General features: G+C 67.5%; 20 protein-coding genes. 8 read left to right on the forward strand and 12 right to left on the reverse strand.

The features are described from left to right. Positions 1-27: 27 nt before the first annotated feature. On the forward strand, positions 28-966 hold the full coding sequence (locus ACSC1R_RS12475; protein ID WP_439026063.1) for a J domain-containing protein: 939 nt from the start codon (positions 28-30) through the stop codon (positions 964-966). Here the strand turns inward: ACSC1R_RS12475 and ACSC1R_RS12480 are convergent. Genes ACSC1R_RS12480 through ACSC1R_RS12495 form a run of 4 tightly spaced genes read right to left on the reverse strand, consistent with a single transcriptional unit; the run spans position 950 to position 6091 of the window. Then, a complete protein-coding gene (locus ACSC1R_RS12480) occupies positions 950-2242 on the reverse strand; it encodes an outer membrane protein assembly factor BamB family protein (protein WP_439026064.1) in 1293 nt (430 codons plus the stop codon). The genes ACSC1R_RS12475 and ACSC1R_RS12480 overlap by 17 nt on opposite strands. A gap of 57 nt (positions 2243-2299) precedes the next feature. Next, the gene (gene menD, locus ACSC1R_RS12485; protein ID WP_439026065.1) at positions 2300-4093 is read right to left on the reverse strand and encodes a 2-succinyl-5-enolpyruvyl-6-hydroxy-3-cyclohexene-1-carboxylic-acid synthase; all 1794 of its coding nucleotides are present in this window, start codon (positions 4091-4093) and stop codon (positions 2300-2302) included. After that, a complete protein-coding gene (locus ACSC1R_RS12490; RefSeq protein ID WP_439026066.1) occupies positions 4090-5436 on the reverse strand; it encodes an isochorismate synthase in 1347 nt (448 codons plus the stop codon). The genes menD and ACSC1R_RS12490 overlap by 4 nt, the downstream gene beginning before the upstream one ends. 58 nt (positions 5437-5494) lie before the next feature. Next, the gene (locus ACSC1R_RS12495; protein ID WP_439026067.1) at positions 5495-6091 is read right to left on the reverse strand and encodes a sulfite oxidase-like oxidoreductase; all 597 of its coding nucleotides are present in this window, start codon (positions 6089-6091) and stop codon (positions 5495-5497) included. 139 nt (positions 6092-6230) lie between these two features. Here ACSC1R_RS12495 and ACSC1R_RS12500 point away from each other — a divergent pair, with 139 nt between their 5' ends. The 5 genes from ACSC1R_RS12500 to ACSC1R_RS12520 all read left to right on the forward strand — a co-directional run bounded on the left by ACSC1R_RS12500 (position 6231) and on the right by ACSC1R_RS12520 (position 9334). Continuing rightward, the gene (locus ACSC1R_RS12500) at positions 6231-6446 is read left to right on the forward strand and encodes a ribbon-helix-helix domain-containing protein (protein ID WP_261650974.1); all 216 of its coding nucleotides are present in this window, start codon (positions 6231-6233) and stop codon (positions 6444-6446) included. Between the two features lie 259 nt (positions 6447-6705). Further along, entirely contained in the window at positions 6706-7107 is a 402-nt protein-coding gene (locus ACSC1R_RS12505; RefSeq protein ID WP_439026068.1) for a CrcB family protein, read from the forward strand. Then, the gene (gene crcB, locus ACSC1R_RS12510) at positions 7107-7475 is read left to right on the forward strand and encodes a fluoride efflux transporter CrcB (protein ID WP_439026069.1); all 369 of its coding nucleotides are present in this window, start codon (positions 7107-7109) and stop codon (positions 7473-7475) included. Before ACSC1R_RS12505 ends, crcB begins: the two co-directional genes overlap by 1 nt. 309 nt (positions 7476-7784) lie before the next feature. Then, positions 7785-8186 (forward strand): 6,7-dimethyl-8-ribityllumazine synthase, encoded by a 402-nt coding sequence (gene ribH, locus ACSC1R_RS12515; protein ID WP_261650979.1) that lies wholly within the window; start codon positions 7785-7787, stop codon positions 8184-8186. Next, positions 8183-9334, forward strand: coding sequence for a pyridoxal phosphate-dependent aminotransferase (locus tag ACSC1R_RS12520; RefSeq protein ID WP_439026070.1), 1152 nt, complete (start codon positions 8183-8185; stop codon positions 9332-9334). The genes ribH and ACSC1R_RS12520 overlap by 4 nt, the downstream gene beginning before the upstream one ends. Positions 9335-9346: 12 nt before the next feature. Here the strand turns inward: ACSC1R_RS12520 and ACSC1R_RS12525 are convergent, their stop codons facing one another. From ACSC1R_RS12525 to ACSC1R_RS12535, 3 genes are all read right to left on the reverse strand, one after another. After that, positions 9347-10780, reverse strand: a complete 1434-nt coding sequence (locus ACSC1R_RS12525) for a PAS domain-containing sensor histidine kinase (protein ID WP_439026071.1) — start codon at positions 10778-10780, stop codon at positions 9347-9349. A 95-nt stretch (positions 10781-10875) separates the two neighbouring features. Then, entirely contained in the window at positions 10876-11316 is a 441-nt protein-coding gene (locus tag ACSC1R_RS12530; RefSeq protein WP_439026072.1) for an adenylyltransferase/cytidyltransferase family protein, read from the reverse strand. Between the two features lies 1 nt (position 11317). Continuing rightward, positions 11318-11815 (reverse strand): Mov34/MPN/PAD-1 family protein, encoded by a 498-nt coding sequence (locus ACSC1R_RS12535; protein WP_439026073.1) that lies wholly within the window; start codon positions 11813-11815, stop codon positions 11318-11320. A 95-nt stretch (positions 11816-11910) separates the two neighbouring features. Between ACSC1R_RS12535 and ACSC1R_RS12540 the strand changes: the two genes are divergently transcribed. After that, positions 11911-13821, forward strand: coding sequence for a DHH family phosphoesterase (locus ACSC1R_RS12540; protein ID WP_439026074.1), 1911 nt, complete (start codon positions 11911-11913; stop codon positions 13819-13821). A gap of 39 nt (positions 13822-13860) precedes the next feature. Here ACSC1R_RS12540 and ACSC1R_RS12545 read toward each other — a convergent pair whose 3' ends face one another. The 5 genes from ACSC1R_RS12545 to ACSC1R_RS12565 form a co-directional block, all read right to left on the reverse strand. Beyond that, a complete protein-coding gene (locus ACSC1R_RS12545) occupies positions 13861-15408 on the reverse strand; it encodes an ATP-binding protein (protein WP_439026075.1) in 1548 nt (515 codons plus the stop codon). A gap of 101 nt (positions 15409-15509) precedes the next feature. Beyond that, positions 15510-17048 (reverse strand): ATP-binding protein, encoded by a 1539-nt coding sequence (locus ACSC1R_RS12550; protein WP_439026076.1) that lies wholly within the window; start codon positions 17046-17048, stop codon positions 15510-15512. A gap of 6 nt (positions 17049-17054) precedes the next feature. Beyond that, positions 17055-18734 carry a phospholipase D-like domain-containing protein gene (locus tag ACSC1R_RS12555; RefSeq protein ID WP_439026077.1) on the reverse strand — a complete coding sequence of 560 codons (1680 nt, stop codon included), beginning with the start codon at positions 18732-18734 and terminating at the stop codon, positions 17055-17057. 63 nt (positions 18735-18797) lie between these two features. Continuing rightward, the gene (locus ACSC1R_RS12560) at positions 18798-20066 is read right to left on the reverse strand and encodes a HEAT repeat domain-containing protein (protein WP_439026078.1); all 1269 of its coding nucleotides are present in this window, start codon (positions 20064-20066) and stop codon (positions 18798-18800) included. Positions 20067-20119: 53 nt separating this feature from the next. Further along, positions 20120-20839 (reverse strand): protein sorting system archaetidylserine synthase, encoded by a 720-nt coding sequence (locus tag ACSC1R_RS12565; protein ID WP_439026079.1) that lies wholly within the window; start codon positions 20837-20839, stop codon positions 20120-20122. Positions 20840-21013: 174 nt separating this feature from the next. On the opposite strand from ACSC1R_RS12565, the gene ACSC1R_RS12570 reads away from it, so the two are divergent. Further along, positions 21014-21445: a plastocyanin/azurin family copper-binding protein gene (locus tag ACSC1R_RS12570; protein WP_439026080.1), complete on the forward strand. Its 432-nt coding sequence runs from the start codon at positions 21014-21016 to the stop codon at positions 21443-21445. The last annotated feature ends 20 nt before the right edge of the window (positions 21446-21465 follow it).

The following is a 21465-nucleotide window of genomic DNA, read 5'->3' on the forward strand; positions in this document are numbered from 1 at the left end:
AAATGTCAGGGTACGACAGACAACCGTATGACGGAGACGTTCTACGACGTACTCGGCGTTCCCCACGACGCGGACCAGGAGGCCATCCGCGATGCCTACCGCGAACGCGTCAAGGAGACGCATCCCGACCTCAACGACGCCGAGGACGCCGCAGAGGAGTTCCAGCGTGTCGCCGAAGCCGAGGAGGTCGTGGGTGACCCCGACGAACGCGCCCGGTACGACCGACTCGGCCACGACGCCTACGTCTCCGGTTTCGGCGGGCCCGGCGGACTCGGCCAGTCCGGTCGCGGTCGTGCCGACGACGGACGGGACGACGCCGCCACCACCGACGATTCTGGCAGCTACCAGAGCCGGAACCGCCGGCAGGAGTACCCCGGGTCGGACCGACGTGCGACCCGGTCCGGAAACCAGACCAACCGCAGCTACTCCTTCGGCGGCGACGACCAGCACGCGAGTGCGGACGGCGGTGCGACGGGGAGCGCAGCCGAGTGGTTCGTCGGCGACGACACCCGGGGGAGCACGAACACCGGCACCAGTACCAGACGCGAACACGTCGCAGAAGACGACGAAGACGAAGAGTGGGAGGGCTTCTCCGTCCACGACTGGGACGAGGACGAACTCGACGCGGATGCAGACCCCGTCTCGCTCTCCCAGAACACGCTGGTCGTCGTCGTCGCGACCTTCTTCATGTATCCGTTCATGGCGTACACGACCATCGCCCCCGGTGTCGGCCTGCCCGTCAACCTCACTGTCGGCGTGTGTCTGCTGTTGCTCCTCCTGTACCTGCTCACCATCCCCCGCGTCTCCGTCTTCGGGTTCGGCGCACTCAGCGTCGTCGTCCCGCTCGGACTGTCGGGAATCGGCGTCTCGCTGCTGACGCTGCACAGCCTGTTCGTCCTCGGCGCAGTCTGGATTCCCTTCGGCTACGCGATGCTGTTCGCGAAGGTGCTCAGTTCTCCGTCGTGAAGGCGTGCAGCGTCCCGTCGCCGTCCCCGACGAAGATCCAGTCGTCGAGGACGAGTGGGCCACAGCGTGTCCGCGAGCGGGTGAGTCCGAGTTTGTACCTGACACTCCCGTCGCTGCGGTCGTAGGCGACCAGCAGTCCGGAGTCGTCGACCGCGAACACGCTCTTCTTGGTGGCGACGACGTTCGAAACGACGGAGCCGGTGCCGGCGCGACCCTTCCACTGGACCTCGCCGGTAGCACGGTCGAGTGCGAGGACGGTGCCGCCGTCGTTACCGACGTACACCGCGTCGTCGGTGACCGCCGGAGCGGGGTTCATGCCGCCGTTCGTCGTCGTCTGCCAGAGTTCCTCACCGGTCTCGGCGTCGACGGCGTAGGCGACCCGGTTCTCGCAGGCGAGGTAGACGGTGCCGTCTCTGTATGCGGGTTCACCGATGACGTAGTAGTACGACCCGCTCCCGTCCTGCTCGCCGACCTGGAACGTCCACTGCCGGTTCCCGGTCGCGAGGTCCAGCGCGTACAGCCTGCTCGGACGCTCCCGCGGGCGGTCAGCGGCGTAGACCGTCCCGTTCGCGATGGCCGGTGCCGTGTCGAAGGGCACGCCCGCGAGGGCCTCCCACTGGACAGACCCGGTCTCGGCGTCGACCGCGAGGACGCCGTCGTCGCTTCCGACGACCACCGTTCCACCGGCGACGGTCACCCCGTGGGGTCGTCGCGTCGAGGCCGACCACACCCGGTCGTCCGAGTCCGCCTCGAACGCCTGGACGTCCCCGTAGTCGGCTCCGAAGACCAACCCGTCTTCGACGCTCGGCGAGACGGAGCCAGCGCTCGTTCTCGACCACGATTCCTGTCCTGTCCGCGCGTCGAGTGCGGCGAGGCCGTCGGCCGCGACGTACAACGTCCCATCGACGAGGGCCGGGACGGTCCGGATCGCACTCGAGAACGACTTCGTCCACACCTCCTCGGGTTTCTCGGTCGGTCCGGACACCGAGTAAAATCCGGTGTTCGCCGCGTCGTACGCGAACGACCGGCTGAGACCAGTGACCGGCGGTCCCTGCACTGGCGTGTCAGTTCGGGTTTCGGTCTCCGTCTCCGTCGCTGTCTCCGTGGCGGTCGCGGTTTCGGTGTCCGTCTCTGTCGCCGTCCTCGTCCCGGTTTCTGTCCGCGTCCGTGTCGGTCGAAGCGTCCGTGTTCCAGTCGCGTTCGCCTCCTGTAACCGCAGACAACCAGCGCCAGTCAGCGCACTCGCCACGGCCGCGAGTGCTTCTCGTCGTTGCATGGAACCGACATTCGAATCGAGCCTAATAGTTCGTCTGGCAGGATAGTTGACAGCAGTTCACGCCAACCGCTCGACGACCGCGTCCCGCACCCGCTCGCGCTCCCGGTGATTCGTCTCGGAGTCGAAGTCGACCTCGACGACGGTCGTGCCCTCGCTCCCCAGGGCGTCCCGGTACGCCGACTCGAACTCGCCGGGGGCGACTCGTCGGAAGTCGAGGTCGTACAGGTCCCCGGTCGCTTCGAAGTCGAGGCCGTGAGGCGTCTTGAACTGCGCCGTAAACGGCGGGTCGAAGTCCTCGATGGGGAGCAGGTGGAAGATACCGCCGCCGTCGTTGTTCAGACAGACGATGGTGGCGTCGACGTCACAGCGCGAGAGCGCCAGCAGGCCGTTCATGTCGTGGTAGTACGCGAGGTCGCCCGTGACGACGACCAGTTCGTCGTCGGTCCCCGAGCCCGCACCGAGGCCAGTCGAGAGGATGCCGTCGATGCCACTCGCGCCGCGGTTCGCGAGGACCGTCAGGTCGGCCTCGCGGGGACGGCCGAAGCGGTCGGCGTCCCGGACAGGCATCGAGTTCGAGACGAATATGGTACCTGGGTCCGGCGCGGCCGCGAACACGGTGTCGAGGACCGCCCCCTCCAGCGCATCGCGGTCCATCTCGTCCGCGAGGAGCGACCAGTACCGCGATTCCACGTCGAGGAGACGGTCGCGGAATCCGGTTTCACCGGGCGATTCGACCGCGTCAGCCAGCGCCCGGGCCGTCTCGGCCGGGTCCGCCACGACGAGGTCCGAACAGACGAACTCGGCGTCTCGCCACTCCCCTGCAGGGTCCACCAGGACCTGTCTGGCCCCGGAATCGGCGAGGACCTTCCGGACCGGCTTGGAGGTCATCGACGCGCCGAACCGGAGCACGAGGTCGGGGTCGAGGTCGAGCGCGGCGAGGTAGCCGTCGTAGCCGCCGATGACGGGCGTGTCGCCGACGTGTGGGCCGAACCGCAGGCCGGAGAGCGGGTCCGCCAGAACTGGAAAGTTGGTCTCGCGCGCGAGGCTGGCGATGGCGTCGGAAGTCGTGTCGGCCCGCGCAGGGTCGGCCGGACCGGCGAGGACGAGGCCGGTGTCGGCCGCCTCGACCGCACTCGCGAGTTCCGCGAGGTCGGCGTCCGTGAGGGTGGGGCGACCCTGCACCCGGTCGACGTAGGGGCCGGACTCGCGGCCGTCCGACGCCCGCGCGTCGCCCTCGTCCCAGCCCTCGGGCACGTCTCCCGGCACCTCGACGGGTTCCAGCGGCTTCCGAAACGGGCAGTTGAGGTGGACTGGGCCCATCGGCGTGCCCTCGGTTTCGGCGAGGGCTCGCGCCGCGTCAGTCCGCAAACGGCGGAGCTTCCGTGGCGTTGGCTCCGGCTCCGGCAGGTCGCGGTACCACCGGACAGCATCGCCAAAGAGCTTCTCCTGGTCGATGGTCTGGTTCGCCCCCGAGTCGCGAAGTTCCGGCGGTCGGTCGGCCGTGAGGACGAGCAGGGGAACCCTGGCCTGGCTGGCTTCGATGACCGCGGGATGGAAGTTCGCTGCGGCAGTCCCGGAGGTGCAGACCAGTGCCGTGGGTTCGGCGGTCCGACGTCCGCGACCGAGTGCGAAGAAGGCCGCCGAGCGCTCGTCGAGGTGCGAGAACACCTGCACGTCGTCGTGTCTGGCGAAGGCGACCGTCAGGGGCGTCGACCGGCTTCCAGGGGCGATGCAGACCGCGGAGAGGCCGCCCGCTGCGAGTTCGTCGACGAGCGTCTCGGCCCAGAGGGCGTTGCGGTTCGGGTACTCGCCGTCGGGGCGGGAATCGGCCCCTGAATCGTCGCGCGTCATTCCAGTTCGTCCAGCAGCGGGCGATATTTCAGCTGTATCTCGTCCCACTCCTCCTGTGGGTCCGAGTCGGCGACGATACCGTTGCCCGCGAACAGGGTCGCTTTCTTCCCACCGGCGAGACCCGAGCGAATGCCGACGAGGAACTCCCCGTCGCCGTCGGCGTCGAACCAGCCGATTGGGGCGGCGTACCAGCCGCGGTCGAACGTCTCGACCTCGCGGATGGTCTCGGCCGCGGTCTCGGGCGGGAGCCCGCCCACTGCTGGCGTCGGGTGCAGTGCTTCGACGATGTCCAGAACGTGGCCCTCGGTGTCGAGGTCGGCCGTAATCGGGGTCTGGAGGTGCTGGATGTTGTTCAGCTTCCGGACGGTCTGTTCGCCCTCGGTCACGTCACCGAGCGGGGCGAGTTGTTCGCAGATGGTGTCCACGACGAGGCGCTGTTCGTGCTGTATCTTCTCGGAATCCACGAGCGACTGTGCGAGTGTCTCGTCGGCTTCCGGTGTGCCACCCCGGCCCACTGACCCGGCCAGTGCCTCGGTCAGCACACGGTGGCCGGACTTCTTCACCAGTCGTTCCGGCGGCGCGCCGAGGAACCCGGCGTCGTCCGTCGGCTGGACGAGGAACCGGTAGCAGTTCGGATACGTCCGTCGGAGGCGTTCCAGGACGTCCGGGAGGTCGACGTCGCCGACGAGGTCGACCTCCAGCGCACAGCCGAGGACGACCTTCTGGAGGTCGCCCAACCGGATGCGTTCGACGGCGTCCGCGACCTGCTCGATCCAGACCTCCTTCGGGGTGGTTCGGCGCGTCGACCGGACGCCCGGACTCCCGCCACGCGGTCGCATGGCCGGGAGGTCGGTGATGGCGTCGGCGGCCCGGTCGAGTTGTGCCTCGACGGCCGTCACGTCGACGTGCGCTCCGTACCGGTTGACCGTCAGCCAGGTCCCGTCCTCGGTGCGGGTGAGTTGCACCTCGGGAAGGACGAACTCCGCGGCCTCGAAGCCGGCCCAGGTGTCTGTCGGCTCGTGGTCGTCGCTGAAGGCGAACCCCCCGACGAGCCGGGGGCGTGGTGCGTCAGTGTTCGTGCAGTCGGCGTCGTCGAAGAGTGTCTCGGCGCTCGCGCGGACGGCCGCGAACCGGTCCGGGCCGTCCGCCATCAGTCGCACGGCCGCGCCCGCCCCGGCCAGTTCGAGGCCCTCGAAGTTGGCCCAGTGGAGCCGCGGCGGTTTGCGTGACGCGAGGAACGCCCGATAGGAGACGTCGGGGATGGGACGACTCCGGCTGACGAGCACGCCGTCGGTTCCCACCGCCGGTGCCGCCACCGTGCCCTCGCTACGCGCTCGTTCCATTGGAGTAGACTCAGGAACACGTCTGCTAAAAGGTGTCCATCCGAAACAGCAAGCGAATCTAACTGTAGCGCTCTTCGTTCCAGGGGTTCGCGCTGTCAGAGTACCCCCGGAGTTCCCAGTACCCACGTTCGGGCGCTGTGAGGAACTCGACGCCGTCGACCCACTTCGCACCCTTGTACGCGTAGCGGTGCGGCGTGACGACCCGGAGCGGGCCGCCGTGGTCGCGCGGCAGCGGCTCGCCGTCGAAGTCCCACGCGAACAGGACCTCCTCGCGCATGCACTGGTCGAGGGGCAGGTCGGTCGTGTAGTCGTCCAGCCCGGAGAACATGACGTGACAGGCGTCGTCTTGCACACCCGCCAGGTCGGCCAGCGTCGGGAACGTGACGCCCGTGAACTCGCAGTCGAACTTCGACCAGCCCGTGACGCAGTGGAAGTCCTGTTTCTGGGTGACGCTCGGGAGGTCCTGGAACTCGGCCCAGGTGAACGAGAGCTCCTCGTCGACCGCGCCGGTCACGGTGAACTCCCACGTCTCGGGGTCGAACGGTGGCGTCCCGCTCTTCGAGAGTACGGGGAACTTGGAGGTCTCGCGCTGGCCCGGCGGGAGCCGGTCCGCCCCGAACTCCTCGTAGAGGTCGGTCACGTCCTGCGTTGTCATGGTCGTTCATGTGGTCTCCGGGATTGTAGGCGTGACGGAACCGGTCGACCGGCCGCAGTCGGGCGGATACGGCTCCATCTTGACGACTGTGCACCTCCCCGTCAGGCTTAAATACCACATCACCGAAGCCCAAATCAGCATGCCGAAAGTCGAGATCAACATCCCGGAACACCTCGAGATGCAGATCACCCAGATGGTCGAGCGTGGCGAGTTCGTGAACCGTGAAGAAGCGATCGAGGACCTGCTGTCGACCGGCCTGAAGGCGTACAAGACCAGTGGCCCCATCGAAGACGACGAACCCGGCGGGTTCGAGGACGACGGTATGATGGGTCACGAAGACGAGTACGTCTTCTAGAACCGACCGATTCCGGGTTCCTTCTCGCACTCGCTCTGCCGTCGAGAGACGGCATCCTGGTCTCCGAGTGTGGCGGCGGGACACCGACCCGTCTTCAGGTGCGCTCGACGCAAGGTCCCCCAGTCGTTCTCGCCCAGTCGCTCTCGATGGTCCCAGCGGCCGCGGCGCGAGTCTCCGCGACAGGGGGTGGCACCGTCGAAGACGCGTCTCCCGACTGAACTCGGCGGCTTTTAGTGCTCACGCCCGGGACTCCGTGGCGATGACCGACGACCACCCGCTCGCGACCGTCGAGACGCTCTTTCTCGTCGCGCTGGGTGGCTTCGCCGGGGCGAACGCCCGGTTCGTCGTGGACCAGGGGTTGTCTGGCCTGCCCACAGGACTCGTGGGGACCCTCGCCGCCAACGTCTGTGGCTGTGTCTTGCTCGGGTTCGTCCTCTACGAGGAGGTCCACGTCGGCGTGTTCTCCCGGCAACTCCGGGTCGCGCTGGGGACCGGCTTCCTGTCGTCCTTTACCACGTACAGCACTTTCGCGGTCCAGACCGCGACGAGTGCCCCGGTGCTGGCGCTCGCCAACGTCGGCGCGAACTACGCGCTGGGCTTCACCGGCGTGCTTCTCGGCCGCTGGCTCGCGCTTTCCTTTGCTGCGGAGGTGGACGCCTGATGGTGGGCATCTCGCCGGCGTACCTCGTGGGACTGGGCGGGGCGCTCGGGGCGGTGCTCCGCCACTGGGTGTATGCCCACCTGAAGCGCGAGGGCGACCCGGTTCCCAGAGCGACCCTGACGGTGAACGTGCTGGGGAGTTTCGTGCTGGGGTTCGTGACGTTCTCTGGCGCGGGTGGGGACGTGGCGCTGTTCGTCGGGACCGGGGCCTGCGGTGCCTTTACGACGTTCTCGAGCTTCGGCTTCGAGACCGTTGACAGGTGGTCCTCGGGCGAGAAGCGGGCGGCGGTGCTGAACGCTGGTGGGAACCTGGTGCTGTCGCTTGGCGGGGTCGGGCTCGGGTGGCTGGTGGCTGCCTTCGTGGTGTGATTCGGGCAGTGCGTACCGGGTGGTGGTGCCTGTGTAGTCGCTGGGGTCGCCCGGTGTGAAGAACGACGAGACTCGCGCTGGTAGCAGTGACCGCCCCACACCCTCCCCAGCCGATTTCGATGCTCGCCTTCGGCTGCGCGTCTCATCCCTCGCGCGACTCAGTGCCGGGGGCTCGCTCCGCTCGCCACCCGGCCCAGCACGCGCCACCCGGAGATTCCCGGCACCGACCACCCATGGCCCGGTCCCTGACAATCGACCAGTATCGACTGTAACGGTAGAACTTTCATGGACCCTTGCCACCCCACAGGTATGACCTCGCTCGGACTGGTGGTCGCGGAGTTCAACGCGCCCGTCACGGAGCAGATGGAGGAGGCCGCCCGCGAGGCGGCCGAGTCGGCCGGTGCCGACATCGTCGAGACGGTCCAGGTGCCCGGCGCGTACGATTCGCCGCTCGCGGCGGACCGCCTCGCGCGCCGTGACGACGTGGATGCGGTCGCCGTCCTCGGCTCTATCATCACCGGGGACACCGACCACGACCAGGTCATCGGGCACGCGACCGCCCAGAAGTTGACCGACGTGAGCCTCGAACGGGACAAACCCGTCACGCTCGGCGTCACCGGTCCGGGGATGAGCGCGGCCGAAGCGTACGAACGCGTCGAGAACGCGGCGTCGGCCGTCGAGGGTGCTGTCAAACTGGTAGAACGACTATGAGTATGGAATTCGCAGACCGCGTAACGAGAGTCGAACCGTCCGCAACCCTGGCAATCTCGAACAAGGCGTCGGCCCTGGAGGCCGACGGCGTGGACGTGGTGGACCTGAGCGTCGGTGCGCCGGACTTCCCGACGCCGGAGAACATCGTGCAGGCCGCCGAGGACGCCATGGAGGCCGGCCACACCGGCTACACGTCCTCGAACGGTATCCCGCAGCTCAAAGACGCTATCGTGGAGAAGCTCCACGGTGACGGCCTCGACCAGTACGAGGCGGAGAACATCATCGTGACCCCGGGCGCAAAGCAGGCGCTGTACGAGGTCATCCAGGCCCTCATCGACGACGGCGACGAGGTCGTCCTGCTGGACCCGGCGTGGGTGTCCTACGAGGCGATGGTGAAGATGGCTGGTGGCTCGCTGAACCGCGTCGACCTCTCCGATTCGGACTTCCAGCTCGAACCCGCACTCGACGACCTCGCCGATGCCGTCAGCGACGAGACGGAACTGCTCGTCGTGAACTCGCCGTCGAACCCCACTGGTGCGGTGTACTCCGACGCCGCCCTCGAGGGCGTGCGCGACCTCGCCGTCGAGCACGACTTCGCGGTCATCTCCGACGAGATCTACAAGGAGATAACCTACGGCGTCGAGATGACCAGCCTCGGAACCCTCGACGGGATGGAAGACCGCACCATCACGGTCAACGGCTTCTCGAAGGCCTACTCGATGACCGGCTGGCGGCTCGGCTACTTCGCCGCGCCGGAAGAACTCGTCAGCGAGGCTGGCAAGCTCCATAGCCACTCGGTCTCCTGTGCCGTGAACTTCGTCCAGCACGCTGGCGTCGAGGCGCTCCAGAACACCGACGAGGCCGTCGCCGAGATGCGCGACGCCTTCGAGGACCGGCGCGACCTGCTCGTCGACCTGTTCGCCGAGCACGGCGTCGACGTGGCCGTCCCGGACGGCGCGTTCTACATGATGCTCCCGGTGGACGAGGACGACGCCGCCTGGTGTGAGGGCGCTATCGAGGACGCCCACGTCGCCACCGTTCCCGGCAGTGCCTTCGGCACGCCGGGCTACGCGCGGCTCTCCTACGCGGCCAGCGAAGAACGGCTTCGCGAGGGCGTCGAGCGCCTCGCGGACGCGGGCTACCTCTGACCCGGCGGCCACTCAGCAGAACCGCACACCACTGATTTCGAAACACGCTCCGCCCAACGATTCTGGCGCCTCGACCACGGTTATCTCCCAGCCGTGGGCGTTCACGATGTCATCGACGATGGCGAGGCCGAAGCCGGTCCCGGACCGCTCGGTCGAGTAGCCACGGTCGAACACGCGCTCGCACTCCGCGGGGTCGATGCCGGGCCCGTCGTCGACGACGCGAAAGCCCGAGTCGGTCGTCTCGACCCGGACGGTGACCCCCTCTCCGGCGTGCTCAACTGCGTGGTCGGGGTCTGCCCGGCTGCCCGTCGAACCGTGTTCGACGCTGTTCCGGTACAGGTTCTCGAACAGCTGTCGTAGCCGGCCGTCGTCCGCGAGGATGGGGCTGTCTGCGGGGTCGACCTCGAGGGTCGCGTCCGGGGCGTCGACCGTCACCCACGCCTGTTTCGCCACCGTCTCGAAGTCCACGAGCTCGGGGTCCTCGACATCCTGGCCGGTCCGGGCCAGCGTGAGCAGGTCGTCGACGAGTTCGGCCATCCGGTCGAGCGACGCCTCGATGCCGTCCAGTCGGTCCAGGTCGTCCGTGAGCCGGAGGAGGTCGAGGTTCCCCCGGGCGACGTTGAGCGGGTTCCGGAGGTCGTGACTGACCACCTGTGCGAACTCCGCCAGGCGCTCGTTCTGGCGCTCGAGTTCGGTCTCGTACGCCTTGCGTTCGGTGACCTCCCGGGCGACGAAGACGACGTACTCCTCGTCTATCCTTTCGAGCGGGCGGGTCCGCGCCTCGAACCAGAACGTCTCGTCCTGGAACGTCACGTCGTACTCCGTCTCCTGTTCGTCCCCGGTTGCCAGCGTCTCGTCGATGACGTCCTGAATCTCCGCGGCGGTCTCCGGCGGCAGCACTTCGTCGACCGTCATCCCGATGACGTCCTCGGGCACGTCGAAGTCCAGCACCTGCTGGTTCGTCTTTATCTCGACGTACCGGCCATCGGCGTCGTAGACGATGATGAGGTCGGGGACGGCTTCCGTGATGGCGAGCAAGCCGGCGCGGTTCGTCTCGAGGGTCTCGCCGCTGTGGGGACCGAGTACCTCGTCGACCTGTTCGCTCGCGGCCCGCCACCGTCGCCGGACCGCCCGTTCGACGGTCTGGGCGAGTGCGATGCCGACGTCGGGGCCGGTCGCACACGTCGATGTCGCCCCCGCGTCGAGGGCCGCAGCCCGTTCGTCGGCGGGAACCGCGGCGACGACCGGTGTCCCCGGCGGCAGGTCGTACACCTCGGTGACCCCGTCGAACGCCGCCACCGCGGTCGCGACGACGCAGTCCACCGCGGCGTCGATGGACCCGGGAGACGCCCGGACGGTCTGGAACCGGTCCTCGACGGTCGACGGGACCTGTCGGTCGTCGTGTTCGAGCACCAGTACACGAATCGCCGTCGGGTCCTCACGCATCGTCTCTCGTGGGTTCTTTCACGATTACCGGAGCAACGTGAAGATTCTATCGGGCGGGGCGGTCTCGGGGACTCGGTCGGGCCGGGCCAGCAGGTTCAATCGCGCAGTTTCAGGATGCGGTCGATGATGCGGCCGGTCGAGAGCAGTTCGGCCTCGTACCGTGGGTCGCGAGCCGACGCCCGGCGCACTTCGCAGTCGATGCCCCGGTTCGAGAGGGCGTCGGCGATGGCAGCCTCGTCGTGGTGCTGGTCGTGGCCCAGTACGATGTAGTCGGGGTCGATGCGTTCGATCGGGACGAAGATGTCCTCGGTGTCGCCGAGGTGTGCTTCGGTCACCATCTCGAGCGCGTCCACCATGTCGCGGCGCTGGCGGTCCGGGAGGATGGGTTTCTCCTTGTGGGTGACGTTCTCCCGGCGGGCGATGATGACGTGGAGTTCGTCACCCATCGCCGCCGCCTCCGAGAGGTAGTGGACGTGGCCGGGATGTAGGATGTCGAACGTCCCCTGTGCGATGACGGTCGTGGTGTTCCCTGTCATATCAATCTCGCAAATCCGCGTCGATGTCCGCTTGCGTGAAGTCGAAGAAGGACTCCGGGTCCGGCAGGTCGACGTCCAGTACCGGGAGGTCGCGCGGTTCACCCTCCTGGTCGAACGCCCGCCAGTCGTCCGGGCCGTAGGGTGCGCCCATGATGATGTGCGCGGTGCCCTGGCCGAACGTCGCGATGTCGGCGTCGCTCGGTCGCAAGACGCCGTTGGGATGCGAGTGGATGCTCCCGAGGGCTCGCATGTCGTTCGGAATCATGTTGGAGTCCAGGGTCGCACTCACCGGGTTCGAGGTCGTTCCCGGGATGACGAGCACGTCGGTGACGACGTGGCCGTCCGTGTCGAGGCCGAGTTTCCTCGCGTCGGTCCCCCGGAGCATGCCCATGTACTCGTTCGGGTGTGTGTCCTCCGCGGCCTCCAGCGCGAACTCGATGGTGTCCCGGGCGATGCCCACGACTGCCTTGCGCTTGAAGAACCGGTCGAACAGTCCCATGCCCGACCCTCGCGCCTCGTCGGTGCTAAACGTTCCGAAAGCCGCGCTCGTCTTGACAAGCGTTATACCCGGTCGTTCCAAACGAACCCGTAACGATGACATCCGACTCTGTCGGCGACGCCGCCGACGACGACGGGGGCGACACCGTCGTGTACGACCTGGCTCCCGATTGTACCGTCGAGGACGTCGAGGAGGACACGCCCTACCTCGCGACCGTCAACGGTATCGTCGAATATGGCGTCTTCGTCGACCTCTCCGATTCCGTCTCCGGACTCGTCCACGAGTCCAATCTCAGTGGTACCTTCGCGGTCGGCGACGAACTCGTCGTCGTCCTCGAGAACGTCCGAGAGGACGGTGACATGTCGTTCGAGACGCTCGACCTCGACGACTACACCGTCGAATCCGTCACTCACGAGTACCGCCCGACCGCGACGACCGCCCTCGACGCGAGTCTCGGCGAACAGGTGCACGTCGAAGGCGTCGTCACGCAAATCAAACAGACCGGCGGCCCGACCATCTTCCAGGTACGCGACGAACACGGCGTCGTCCCGGCCGCGGCGTTCGAGTCCGCGGGCGTCCGCGCTTACCCCGACGTCGAAGTGGACGACGTGGTCCGCGTCACCGGTATCGCCGAGACCCGCGAGGACGCGACCCAGCTCGAAGTCGGCAGCCTGACCCGCCTCGACGGCGAGGAGGCCGCCGCGGTCCAGACCCGTCTCGAGGACGCCCTCGAGACGTGGGCCGAACCCCACGAGGTCGAGCCACTCGTCGAGTGGGAGGCGTTCGAAAAGCTCCGGGACGACCTCCGCGACGTCGCTCGCCTGCTCCGCAAGACCGTCATCGAGGGGCGTCCCATCCGCGTCCGCCACCACGCCGACGGCGACGGGATGTGCGCCTCGGTCCCGGTCCAGAAGGCCATCGAGCGGTTCATCGCCGAGGTCCACGAGGACCCCGAGGCCCCACGCCACCTGTTCAAGCGCCTCCCCTCGAAGGCACCGTTCTACGAGATGGAAGACGCCACCCGTGACCTGAACTACGCGCTGGAGGACCGCGCGAAGCACGGCCAGAAGCTCCCGCTCGTCCTCATGCTCGACAACGGGTCGACCGAGGAGGACGTGCCGGCGTACCAGACGCTCGCACACTACGACATCCCCATCGTCGCGGTCGACCACCACCACCCCGACCCGGAGGCCGTCGAACCGCTCCTCGCGGAACACGTCAACCCGTACACCTACGGCGAGGACTACCGCATCACGACCGGCATGATGTGTGTCGAACTCGCGCGGATGATCTACCCCGAGATGACCGACGAGATTCGCCACGTCCCCGCCGTCGCCGGTCTCGCAGACCGCTCGAAGGCGGAGGTCATGGAGGACTACCTCGCGCTCGCCGACGAGGAGGGCTACACCGAGGACGACCTGCGCGACATCAGCGAAGCGCTCGACTACGTCGCTCACTGGCTGCGCTACGACTCCGGTCGCCACCTCATCAACGACGTCATCAACGTCGGCTGTGACGACCGCGACCGTCACGAGGAACTCGTCGACTTCCTGGCCGAGCGCGCTCGCGCCGAGGTCGACGACCAGCTAGACGCCGCGATGTCCCACCTCGAACACGAGGACCTCGACAACGGCGCACACCTCTACCGCATCGACGTGGAGAACTACGCCCACCGGTTCACCTACCCTGCGCCGGGGAAGACCACGGGCGAGATTCACGACCGCAAGGTGAAAGAGACGGGCGACCCCGTCATCACCATCGGGTACGGTCCCGACTTCGCGGTGCTGCGCTCGGACGGCGTTCGTCTGGACATCCCGCGGATGGTCACCGAACTCGACGAGGAGATCGTCGGCGGTGGCGTCTCCGGTGGCGGTCACCTCGTCGTCGGCTCCATCAAGTTCGTGAAGGGCCGCCGCGAGGAGGTCATCGACGCGCTGGTCGAGAAGATGGCCGAGGCCGACATCGACGAGGACGTCTCCTCCATGTCGGCGCTGTCGGACGACTGAACGAGCCCACACCGCCGACCGGGACCGCCCTCTCTCTTCTCACCTGACTGCTATCTCGAACCGTGCACCACCGGTGGTACTCTCGGTGAGACGCACGTCCCAGTCGTGTGCGTTGACTATCTCGCGGACGATAGCGAGACCGAACCCCGTCCCCACCTCGCCCGTCGTGTAGCCGGTTTCGAACACGCGTTCGCGCTGGGCGGGCGGGATACCGGGGCCGTCGTCCTCGACGAAGAACCCTCCCACTGCACGCCCGACGCGAACGGTCACGTCGGGACCACCGTGTTCGATGCTGTTTCGGAAGAGGTTCTCGAGCAGTCGCTGTAGTCGGTCCTGGTCGGCCACGACCGTCACGTCGCCCACGACCTCCATCGTGGCCTCGGGCGCACCGATGGACTCCCAGGCTCGCCCGGCGACCGACGCCAGCGACACCGGCTGCGGGGCGATGACTGCCCTGCCCTCTCGGGCGAGCTGGAGGACGTCGTCGATGATGGCGTCCATCCGACTCAGGGCCGAGTCGACCATGTCGAAGTTCCTGTCGGACGGGTCCTCCCGGGCCAGTGCGAGCGCGGTCGCCGCCGTCGACAGCGGCGTGCGGAGGTCGTGCGAGACCGCATTGGCGAACTGAGAGAGCCGCTCGTTCTGCCGTTCTATCTCCTGTTCCCAGCTGTAGCGGCTGGTCATGTCCTCGACGACCACGACGACCTCCTCGACGGTGTCGGAGTGGTTCGTGACGGGGGCCGCGTTCACCAGTACCCATCGGTCACCGCGACGGGTGCTGATGCCGAGTTGGACGCCACGGACCGGTTTCCCAGTGGTGACGACACGGGCGACGGGGAGGTCGTCTGGTGGGATGGCGGTTCCCTCGATGTCGAAGAATTCGAACGCCTGCTCCTCGGGGTTCGTCTCCAGCAGGTCGTCGACGTCGGCGCCGAGTATCTCGGCACCTTGCGTGTTCACGTCGACGACCGTCCCGTCCGTGTCGAAGACGAGGACACCCACGGGACTCGCCTCGATACGCTGTTCGAGGTCGGCCTTGTGTTCTGCGAGTTCGATGACACGCTCCTTGCGGGCGTACAGCCCACCGAGGATACCGATGGTCGAGACGAGACGGACCCAGCGGTCGTCCGCTGGCTTCGGTTCGCCCATGAAGAAGGCCAGGACGGCGATGACTTCGTCGATGTCGATGATGGGGACCCCGACGGCGGCCCGGAGTCCCGCGATACGTGCCGGGCCTTCCCGCACGAAGTACGAGGGTGGCTCGGCACTGACGTCGCGAATCCACTCGACCTCGCCGGCATCCCACACTCTGCCTGGCAGTCCAACCCGTCGTGTGAACGAGGTCTGTTCGGTGACTCGCCGGAACGTCTCTATCTCGTCGCCGGTGCCGTACCAGGCCTCACTCGGCACGAGTTCTTCTTTTTCCGGGTCCACGGTCCAGACCTCCCCGTACACCCATTCGGTCGACCGACACACCAGTTCCACGGTGTCGGCGAGCGCCTGCTCGAACGACTCGGCGTCGGCGACCGCCTGGGCGACTTCGTGTAAGAGTTCGTAATCGTGTACCTTCTTCCCCCCAGTAGCCATGTCTGAGAGGAGGAATCCGAGCGGCTTGTCACGTTCGGCGTTTAACAGCGTGTCGACACATTTCCTCGAGTACTACCGAGTTGTCACACGAGCCGGTCACGTCAGTCGACGGTGAACTCGAACCGTGCGCCACCTAGCGACCCATCGGTCACACCGACTGACCAGTCGTGGGCGCGAGCGATCTCGCGGACGATGGCCAGCCCGAAGCCGGTCCCGGTCGTCCCCGTCGTGTACCCGGCTTTGAACACGTCCTCGCGGTCCTGTTCCGGGATTCCGGGACCGTCGTCCTCGACGAAGAACCCGCTTCCTGTCGTGCCGACGCGGACGGCCACCGCGTCCCCGGCGTGTTCCACCGCGTTCCGGAACAGGTTCTCCAGCAGGCGCTGGAACCGCTCTTCGTCGGCCAACAGCGTCCTGTCGGTCTCGACGGTCAAGGTCGCATCGGGCGTGTTCACGCTCGAGTTCCACGCCGCTTCGGCGACCGACTGCAGGGAGACGGGTTCCGGGTCGACGACCGTCTTCCCGCCCTGGGCCAGCGAGAGCACGTCGTCGATGATGGCGTCCATCCGTTCGAGCGCACCGTCGATTCGAGTCAGGTGCTCGCTTTCACACTCTTCCGTCGCCAGCAACAGCGAGGTCCTCGCCGTCGAGAGTGGCGTGCGGAGGTCGTGTGAGACGGCGCTCGCGAACCGAGAGAGCCGTTCGTTCTGGCGTTCTATCTCCTGTTCCCAGACGTGCTGGCTGGTGAGGTCCTCGATGGCGACGACGACCTGGTCGATGTCCCCGTGTTCGTCGTGCACCGGTGCCGCGTTCGCGATGACCCAGCGCTCGCCGGTCCGGGTGGTGATACCGCACTGGAGGCCGTGGACGCGTACATCTTCCTCGAGGACCCGTTTGACCGGGAGCACAGCGTCGTCCATCGGGTTTCCGTCCTCGTCGACGGGGTCGAGGTCGAGTGCATCACAGTCGGTCCCGATCAGGTCGTCTTTCGACCGGCCGAGTATCGCCGCTGCCTGCTCGTTCAGGTCGAGGAGGGTGCCGCCGGTGTCGAAAATCGCGATTCCGATAGGGCTGGCGTGGAAACACCGGGCGATTGTCAGGTGCTTTCGAGCGACTTCCTCGAAGTGTGACTTCTGGGCGTACATCCCACCGAGGATGGCGACGGTCCCGACGAGTGCGACCATCCGTTCCGTCCGGCCGCGGGCCTCGTCCAGAAAGAACACCAGCACAGCGACGACGGCATTGTGGTCGACGATGGGGACGCCGAGTGCGGCGCGAAAGCCCGCGCCGAGAGCGGTGTCTCTCCGTACGAACTCCTCGTCTGTGACCGACGTCACGTCTCTGACCCACACCGTGTCCTGTGTCTCCCAGACCCGGCCGGCGATACCGGTTCCCCGTTCGATAGTGTGTACGCGTGCAGCGTCCCGGAACCGCTCTACCTCGGGTCCATCCCTGGAATACGTTGGACCGAGGACGAGTTCCGTCCCCGACGGTCGCCACACTTCCCCGTACCGCCAGTCGGTGCGGCGGCAGACGATTTCGACTGTGGCCTCAAGCGCCGCATCGAGCGTCTCGGCCTCCGAGACTGCCTTTGCCACCTCGTGGACGACCGCGTACTCTCGTGCAGCCGTGGTACTCATACCGATTCAGAGGTCCCGAACGGGCTTGACCACCTCGTCACGTGTCTCGAACCTGACCCGTCGATAGAGGAGTATGGCGACGCCTCCAGCTGCGACTGGTGCAGTGGCCAACAATATCGGCGGGACCCGCTGCTTCCGGGACCAGTCGGCGTCGAAGGCGGCCGCGTAGTAGCGGCCGACCTCGTCCCCGGTGAGCACCACGGCGACCTCGCGGTTCTCGCGGAGCGAGTGACGGTTCCAGTTGACGCTGCCGACGACCACGTGGCGGCGGTCGACGACGACGCCCTTCGCGTGGACCTTCTCGAAGCGCCCATCGGGCGCGACGAGCTTCGCGTCGAGGTCGAGGTCTTCACGGGCGGCCAGGCGGTCCAGTTCGGCCGCGACGCGAGCGTTCTCCTCCTCGGCGTACCACGCACTGCTGAGGAGGATTCGGACCCGCGTCCCGTTCCGTGCGGCCGCGATGGCTGCCCGGACGAGCGGTGTCTCGACGCTCTCGACCGCCATCTGTTCGACCCTGACGGAGTGGTTCGCTCCGCGGACGAGCGCGGTGAGCCGGCGCTCGGCGTTGTCCGGCGCGACGAGGACCCTGACCCGGTCGACGGAGACCGTCTCTGCGTCGATGCGGCTGGGATAGTCACCTGTCGCGGGCGCAGCCGGAACCGTGGTCACGCCGTCGCGGACCGCGTGCCAGGGAATCGTGTCGTGGGCCGACCAGTCGGCCTCGAACACCCGCGCGAGCGAGTCCGCCGAAGCACCGCGGAGTTCGACGCCCCAGCCGCGGTTCGCGCGGCCGCCGCTCCCCGACGGTTTCCAGTTCTCGGTGAGGACGAGCGCCCGGTCGTCCGCCACGGCGTACTTGGCGTGGTGGAAGTCGTATCGGGCCGCGGGACCACCCAGGACCCTGACTGCGACACCGGCACGGCCGAGCCGGTCGAGGCGCGCGACCTGTTGCTCGCTCGTGCCCCCGACCGGCCCACCGTCGACGAGGACGCGAACGGCCACGCCGCGCTGGGCGGCCGCGACGAGCGCGTCAGTCACCCTGACCGACGTGAACGTGTAGCCGGCGAGCACGACGCGCTCGTCGGCGGCTCGAATCGCGTCGAGCGGGACGCGAGTATCGGGAGTGACGAACGCCCGGACGGTCGTCGCCCCGGTGGTCGCTGGCGCGAAGTCGGTCGCCCCGTACGGCACCCAGCGGTCACCGGTCCACGTCTCGGCGGACGGGGCTCGCGCGTATCCGAAACGATGGACCACGCGGTCGCCGCGGGCGAGGACGAGCGTCTCGCCACTATTCGCCAGCGCGGGGAAGTCGGGAACCGTGAGCGGTCGGTCGGCGACGTCCGGGCGGACCGCTTCCGGGTCGGCGGTGAAGACCACCCGTCCCGAGACGGTGACGTTCGGAAGGGCCGCAGTCGCCTCGTCGTCGCCGATGCTCCACCCGGTGAGGTTCGTTCGCTCCGGGAACGTGACGACGACGTACTCCCCGCGCTCGCCCGCCGTCGCTGGATTGGGCGCGACGGCGACGATACGCGGAGCAGAATCGTTGGCCGGGGCGCTCGGTGACGTCGTGACGGACACGGCGTCCGGCGAAGTGGCCCCATCGTCGCCAACCGCTGCCGTCACTCCCAGACCTGAACTGGCGAGTGCGAACAGCACGAGCACGACGAGTGCGAGCCTCCGGAACACGCAGATGCTGGCCGCTCACTGGTATAAAAAAGGTCGCGTGGAAAGCAGCGAGTCGACCGGTGTTCAGGCAGCCGTCTCCGACTCCTGCTCCTCGTCGACGACCGCGGCCTTCTGGGCCTCGTCCTGCACGAGGAACGAACGGTCGTCGCTGTAGCCGGCGACCGCGTCGAGCGCGCGCTCGGTCCCGATCTGGTTCAGCGCCCAGGCGGCGCTGGCGCGGACGGTGTCCTCCTCGTCGTCTTCGAGGACGTCCGCGAGCGGTTCGATGGCGCGAGTGTCACCGATGAGACCCAGGGCGCGGGCGGCGCGCGACCGGATGATGTGGTTCTCGACCGCCAGCTTGTTCGCGAGCGGCTGGACGGCCGCTTCGGCGCCGATCTCACCGAGTGCCTTGAACGTCACCTTCTGGAGCGCCGGGTCGGAGTCGGCGTCGACGTAGTCGAGCAGCATCTCGACGGGTTCCTCGGAGCCGATCTTGCCGAGGACGGAGATGGCCTGCTTGTCGCGGCGCTGTGCGAGGTTCTGCATCGGTTCGATGGCCTCCTCCGGGCCGAGGCGTCCGAGCGCCTCCATGCAGTGCTCTTGCATGAAGTCGGACTCGAACATGTCGAGGCCGATGAGGATCTTCTCGGGCTCCATGTCACGCTCGAACACCTTGATGGCGTGCCACTCCGGCGGATAGTCCTTGCGGTGGTCGAGGACGTCGTAGAAGCCGTGGAAGTCGAGTTGCTCGCGCACGCTCAGGTCGTCCCACTCTTCGGCGTCTTCGAGGTCCGAGAGCAGCGTCTGGCTCGCGTCGAGCAAGGATTCGATGGTCGCTGCGTCGTCGTCGGGGTCGAGCGCGAGTCCCTCGACCGCGTCGATGGCGTCGCCCAGGGCGTCGGCCGCGTCGTCGACACTGCCGACCGTCGCGTCCACGTCGAGTTCGTCGGTCGCGAGGAAGGAGTCGACGGCGTCGACGACCTCGGACTCGCCGGTCTCCGTCCAGCGCGTGTCCTCGATGGTCGACTTGGCCTCCTCGATGTCGTCGACGACCTCCTCGGCGTACGGGCCGCGCGAGTCCTCGAGTTCGTCGCGCAGGTCCGAGAGGCGGGACTCCAGCTCGTCGGCCGGGTCCTCCTCGTCGTCGTCCTCCGGTTCGGGGAGGTCGGCGGCTTCGAGGTCGGCCGCCACGGCGTCGAGGTCGCTCTCGACGTCGTCGAGGTCGGCTTCGGTCTCGGCGGATTCGAGGTCCTCGGCGATTGCCTCGAGGCGCTCGGAAAGCGACTCGACGCTCACGTCCTCGGACTCGGACTGGGCGTCGGCATCGGCATCGGATTCGTTCTCACTCATGATTGGCCCCCGTTGCCGTCACGTTCATGCGGGAAACTCGGACCAGCGTGTTCCTAAGCGTTTCCATACCATTTCGCCAGCACCCGCCCCCCGCGCCAGTAGAACCAGGGCCCCGCCAGCAGGTAGGCGAGAGCCAGTGTGAGGATGGCCCACGGGAACGTACGGCCGTAAAAATAGGGGAACAACACGGCGAGCCCGTGGACGACGCCCATCAGGAGCGCGTCGCGCGCCAGCAGGTCGGGGTACCGGATGGTCGAAACCATCAGGTAGACGAACACGGCCGTGCCCGCGAGCAAGAGCGTGGCGTCGGTGATGCCACAGAGGACCGCTGCCGAGAGGATAGTCGCCGCGAGCGTCGTGGGCACGCCCTCGGTGAACTCGTCGGCCGTGTCGTAGGCGGTGTACATGCCGAGTCGGACGACACCCATCGCGACGAACAGCGCCGGGACGCTGAGCGCCGCGACCGTCCGCACAGTGAGGTCGCCGAACGAGATCGGCCACGAGGCCGTCGCGGCCGCGTAGACGAGGACCGCAGGCGCGACCGAGAAGGAAGCCACGTCCGCGAGCGAATCCAGGTAGGGACCGACTTTCGACCCGCCCGAATACCGCGCGACCACGCCGTCGAGGCCGTCGGCGATGCCCGCCAGCAAGACGAGTCTCGCGGCCAACTCCACGTCCTGGAACGCGACGACGACAGCCACGAATCCCAGCGACGCGTTCGCGGTCGTCACCACGTCCGCGAGACTCAGTCGGCCGACGAACCGGGGCAACATATCACCCCGGTTGGCTTGCCCCGTTTTACGCTCTTTCGGTCTCGGGCCGCTCGCGGTCGAACCGGCAGCGAGTCCGACCCACCGCCAGTGCGACTGGCACACAGCACGGCGGCGGTTCTCACCTGTCGGGCATCGACCGGGGTGCATATATTAGAGAGTTCCCAACGGCCGCGTATGAAGCGCCGTACGTTCCTCGCTGCGGTGAGCGGTTCGACACTCGCCGGCCTGACCGGTTGCCTCGCCGTCGGTTCGACCTCGCGACTCAACTGCGCCGACGGGTGCGACATCGGGATGGCAGCGAGCGCGTTCCGACCGAGCGAATTCACCGTCAGCGTGGGCGACACCGTCACCTGGAAGAACACCTCCAGCAAGGCCCACACCGTCACCGCCTACGAGGAAGCCATCCCCGACGAGGCCGCATACTTCGCCTCCGGGGGATACGAGAACGAGGACGCCGCGCGTGACGCCTGGTTCGGCGAACGTGGTGGCGCCATCCCCTCCGGCGAATCGTTCTCGCACACGTTCGAGGTCCCCGGGACGTACAACTACGTCTGCATCCCGCACGAACGCGGCGGCATGGCTGGCCGGGTTATCGTCGAAAAATAATCCGTCGGCGACTCGCGTCG

The sequence above is a fragment of the Haloarchaeobius ordinarius genome (assembly GCF_051801355.1).
Taxonomy (GTDB): domain Archaea; phylum Halobacteriota; class Halobacteria; order Halobacteriales; family Natrialbaceae; genus Haloarchaeobius.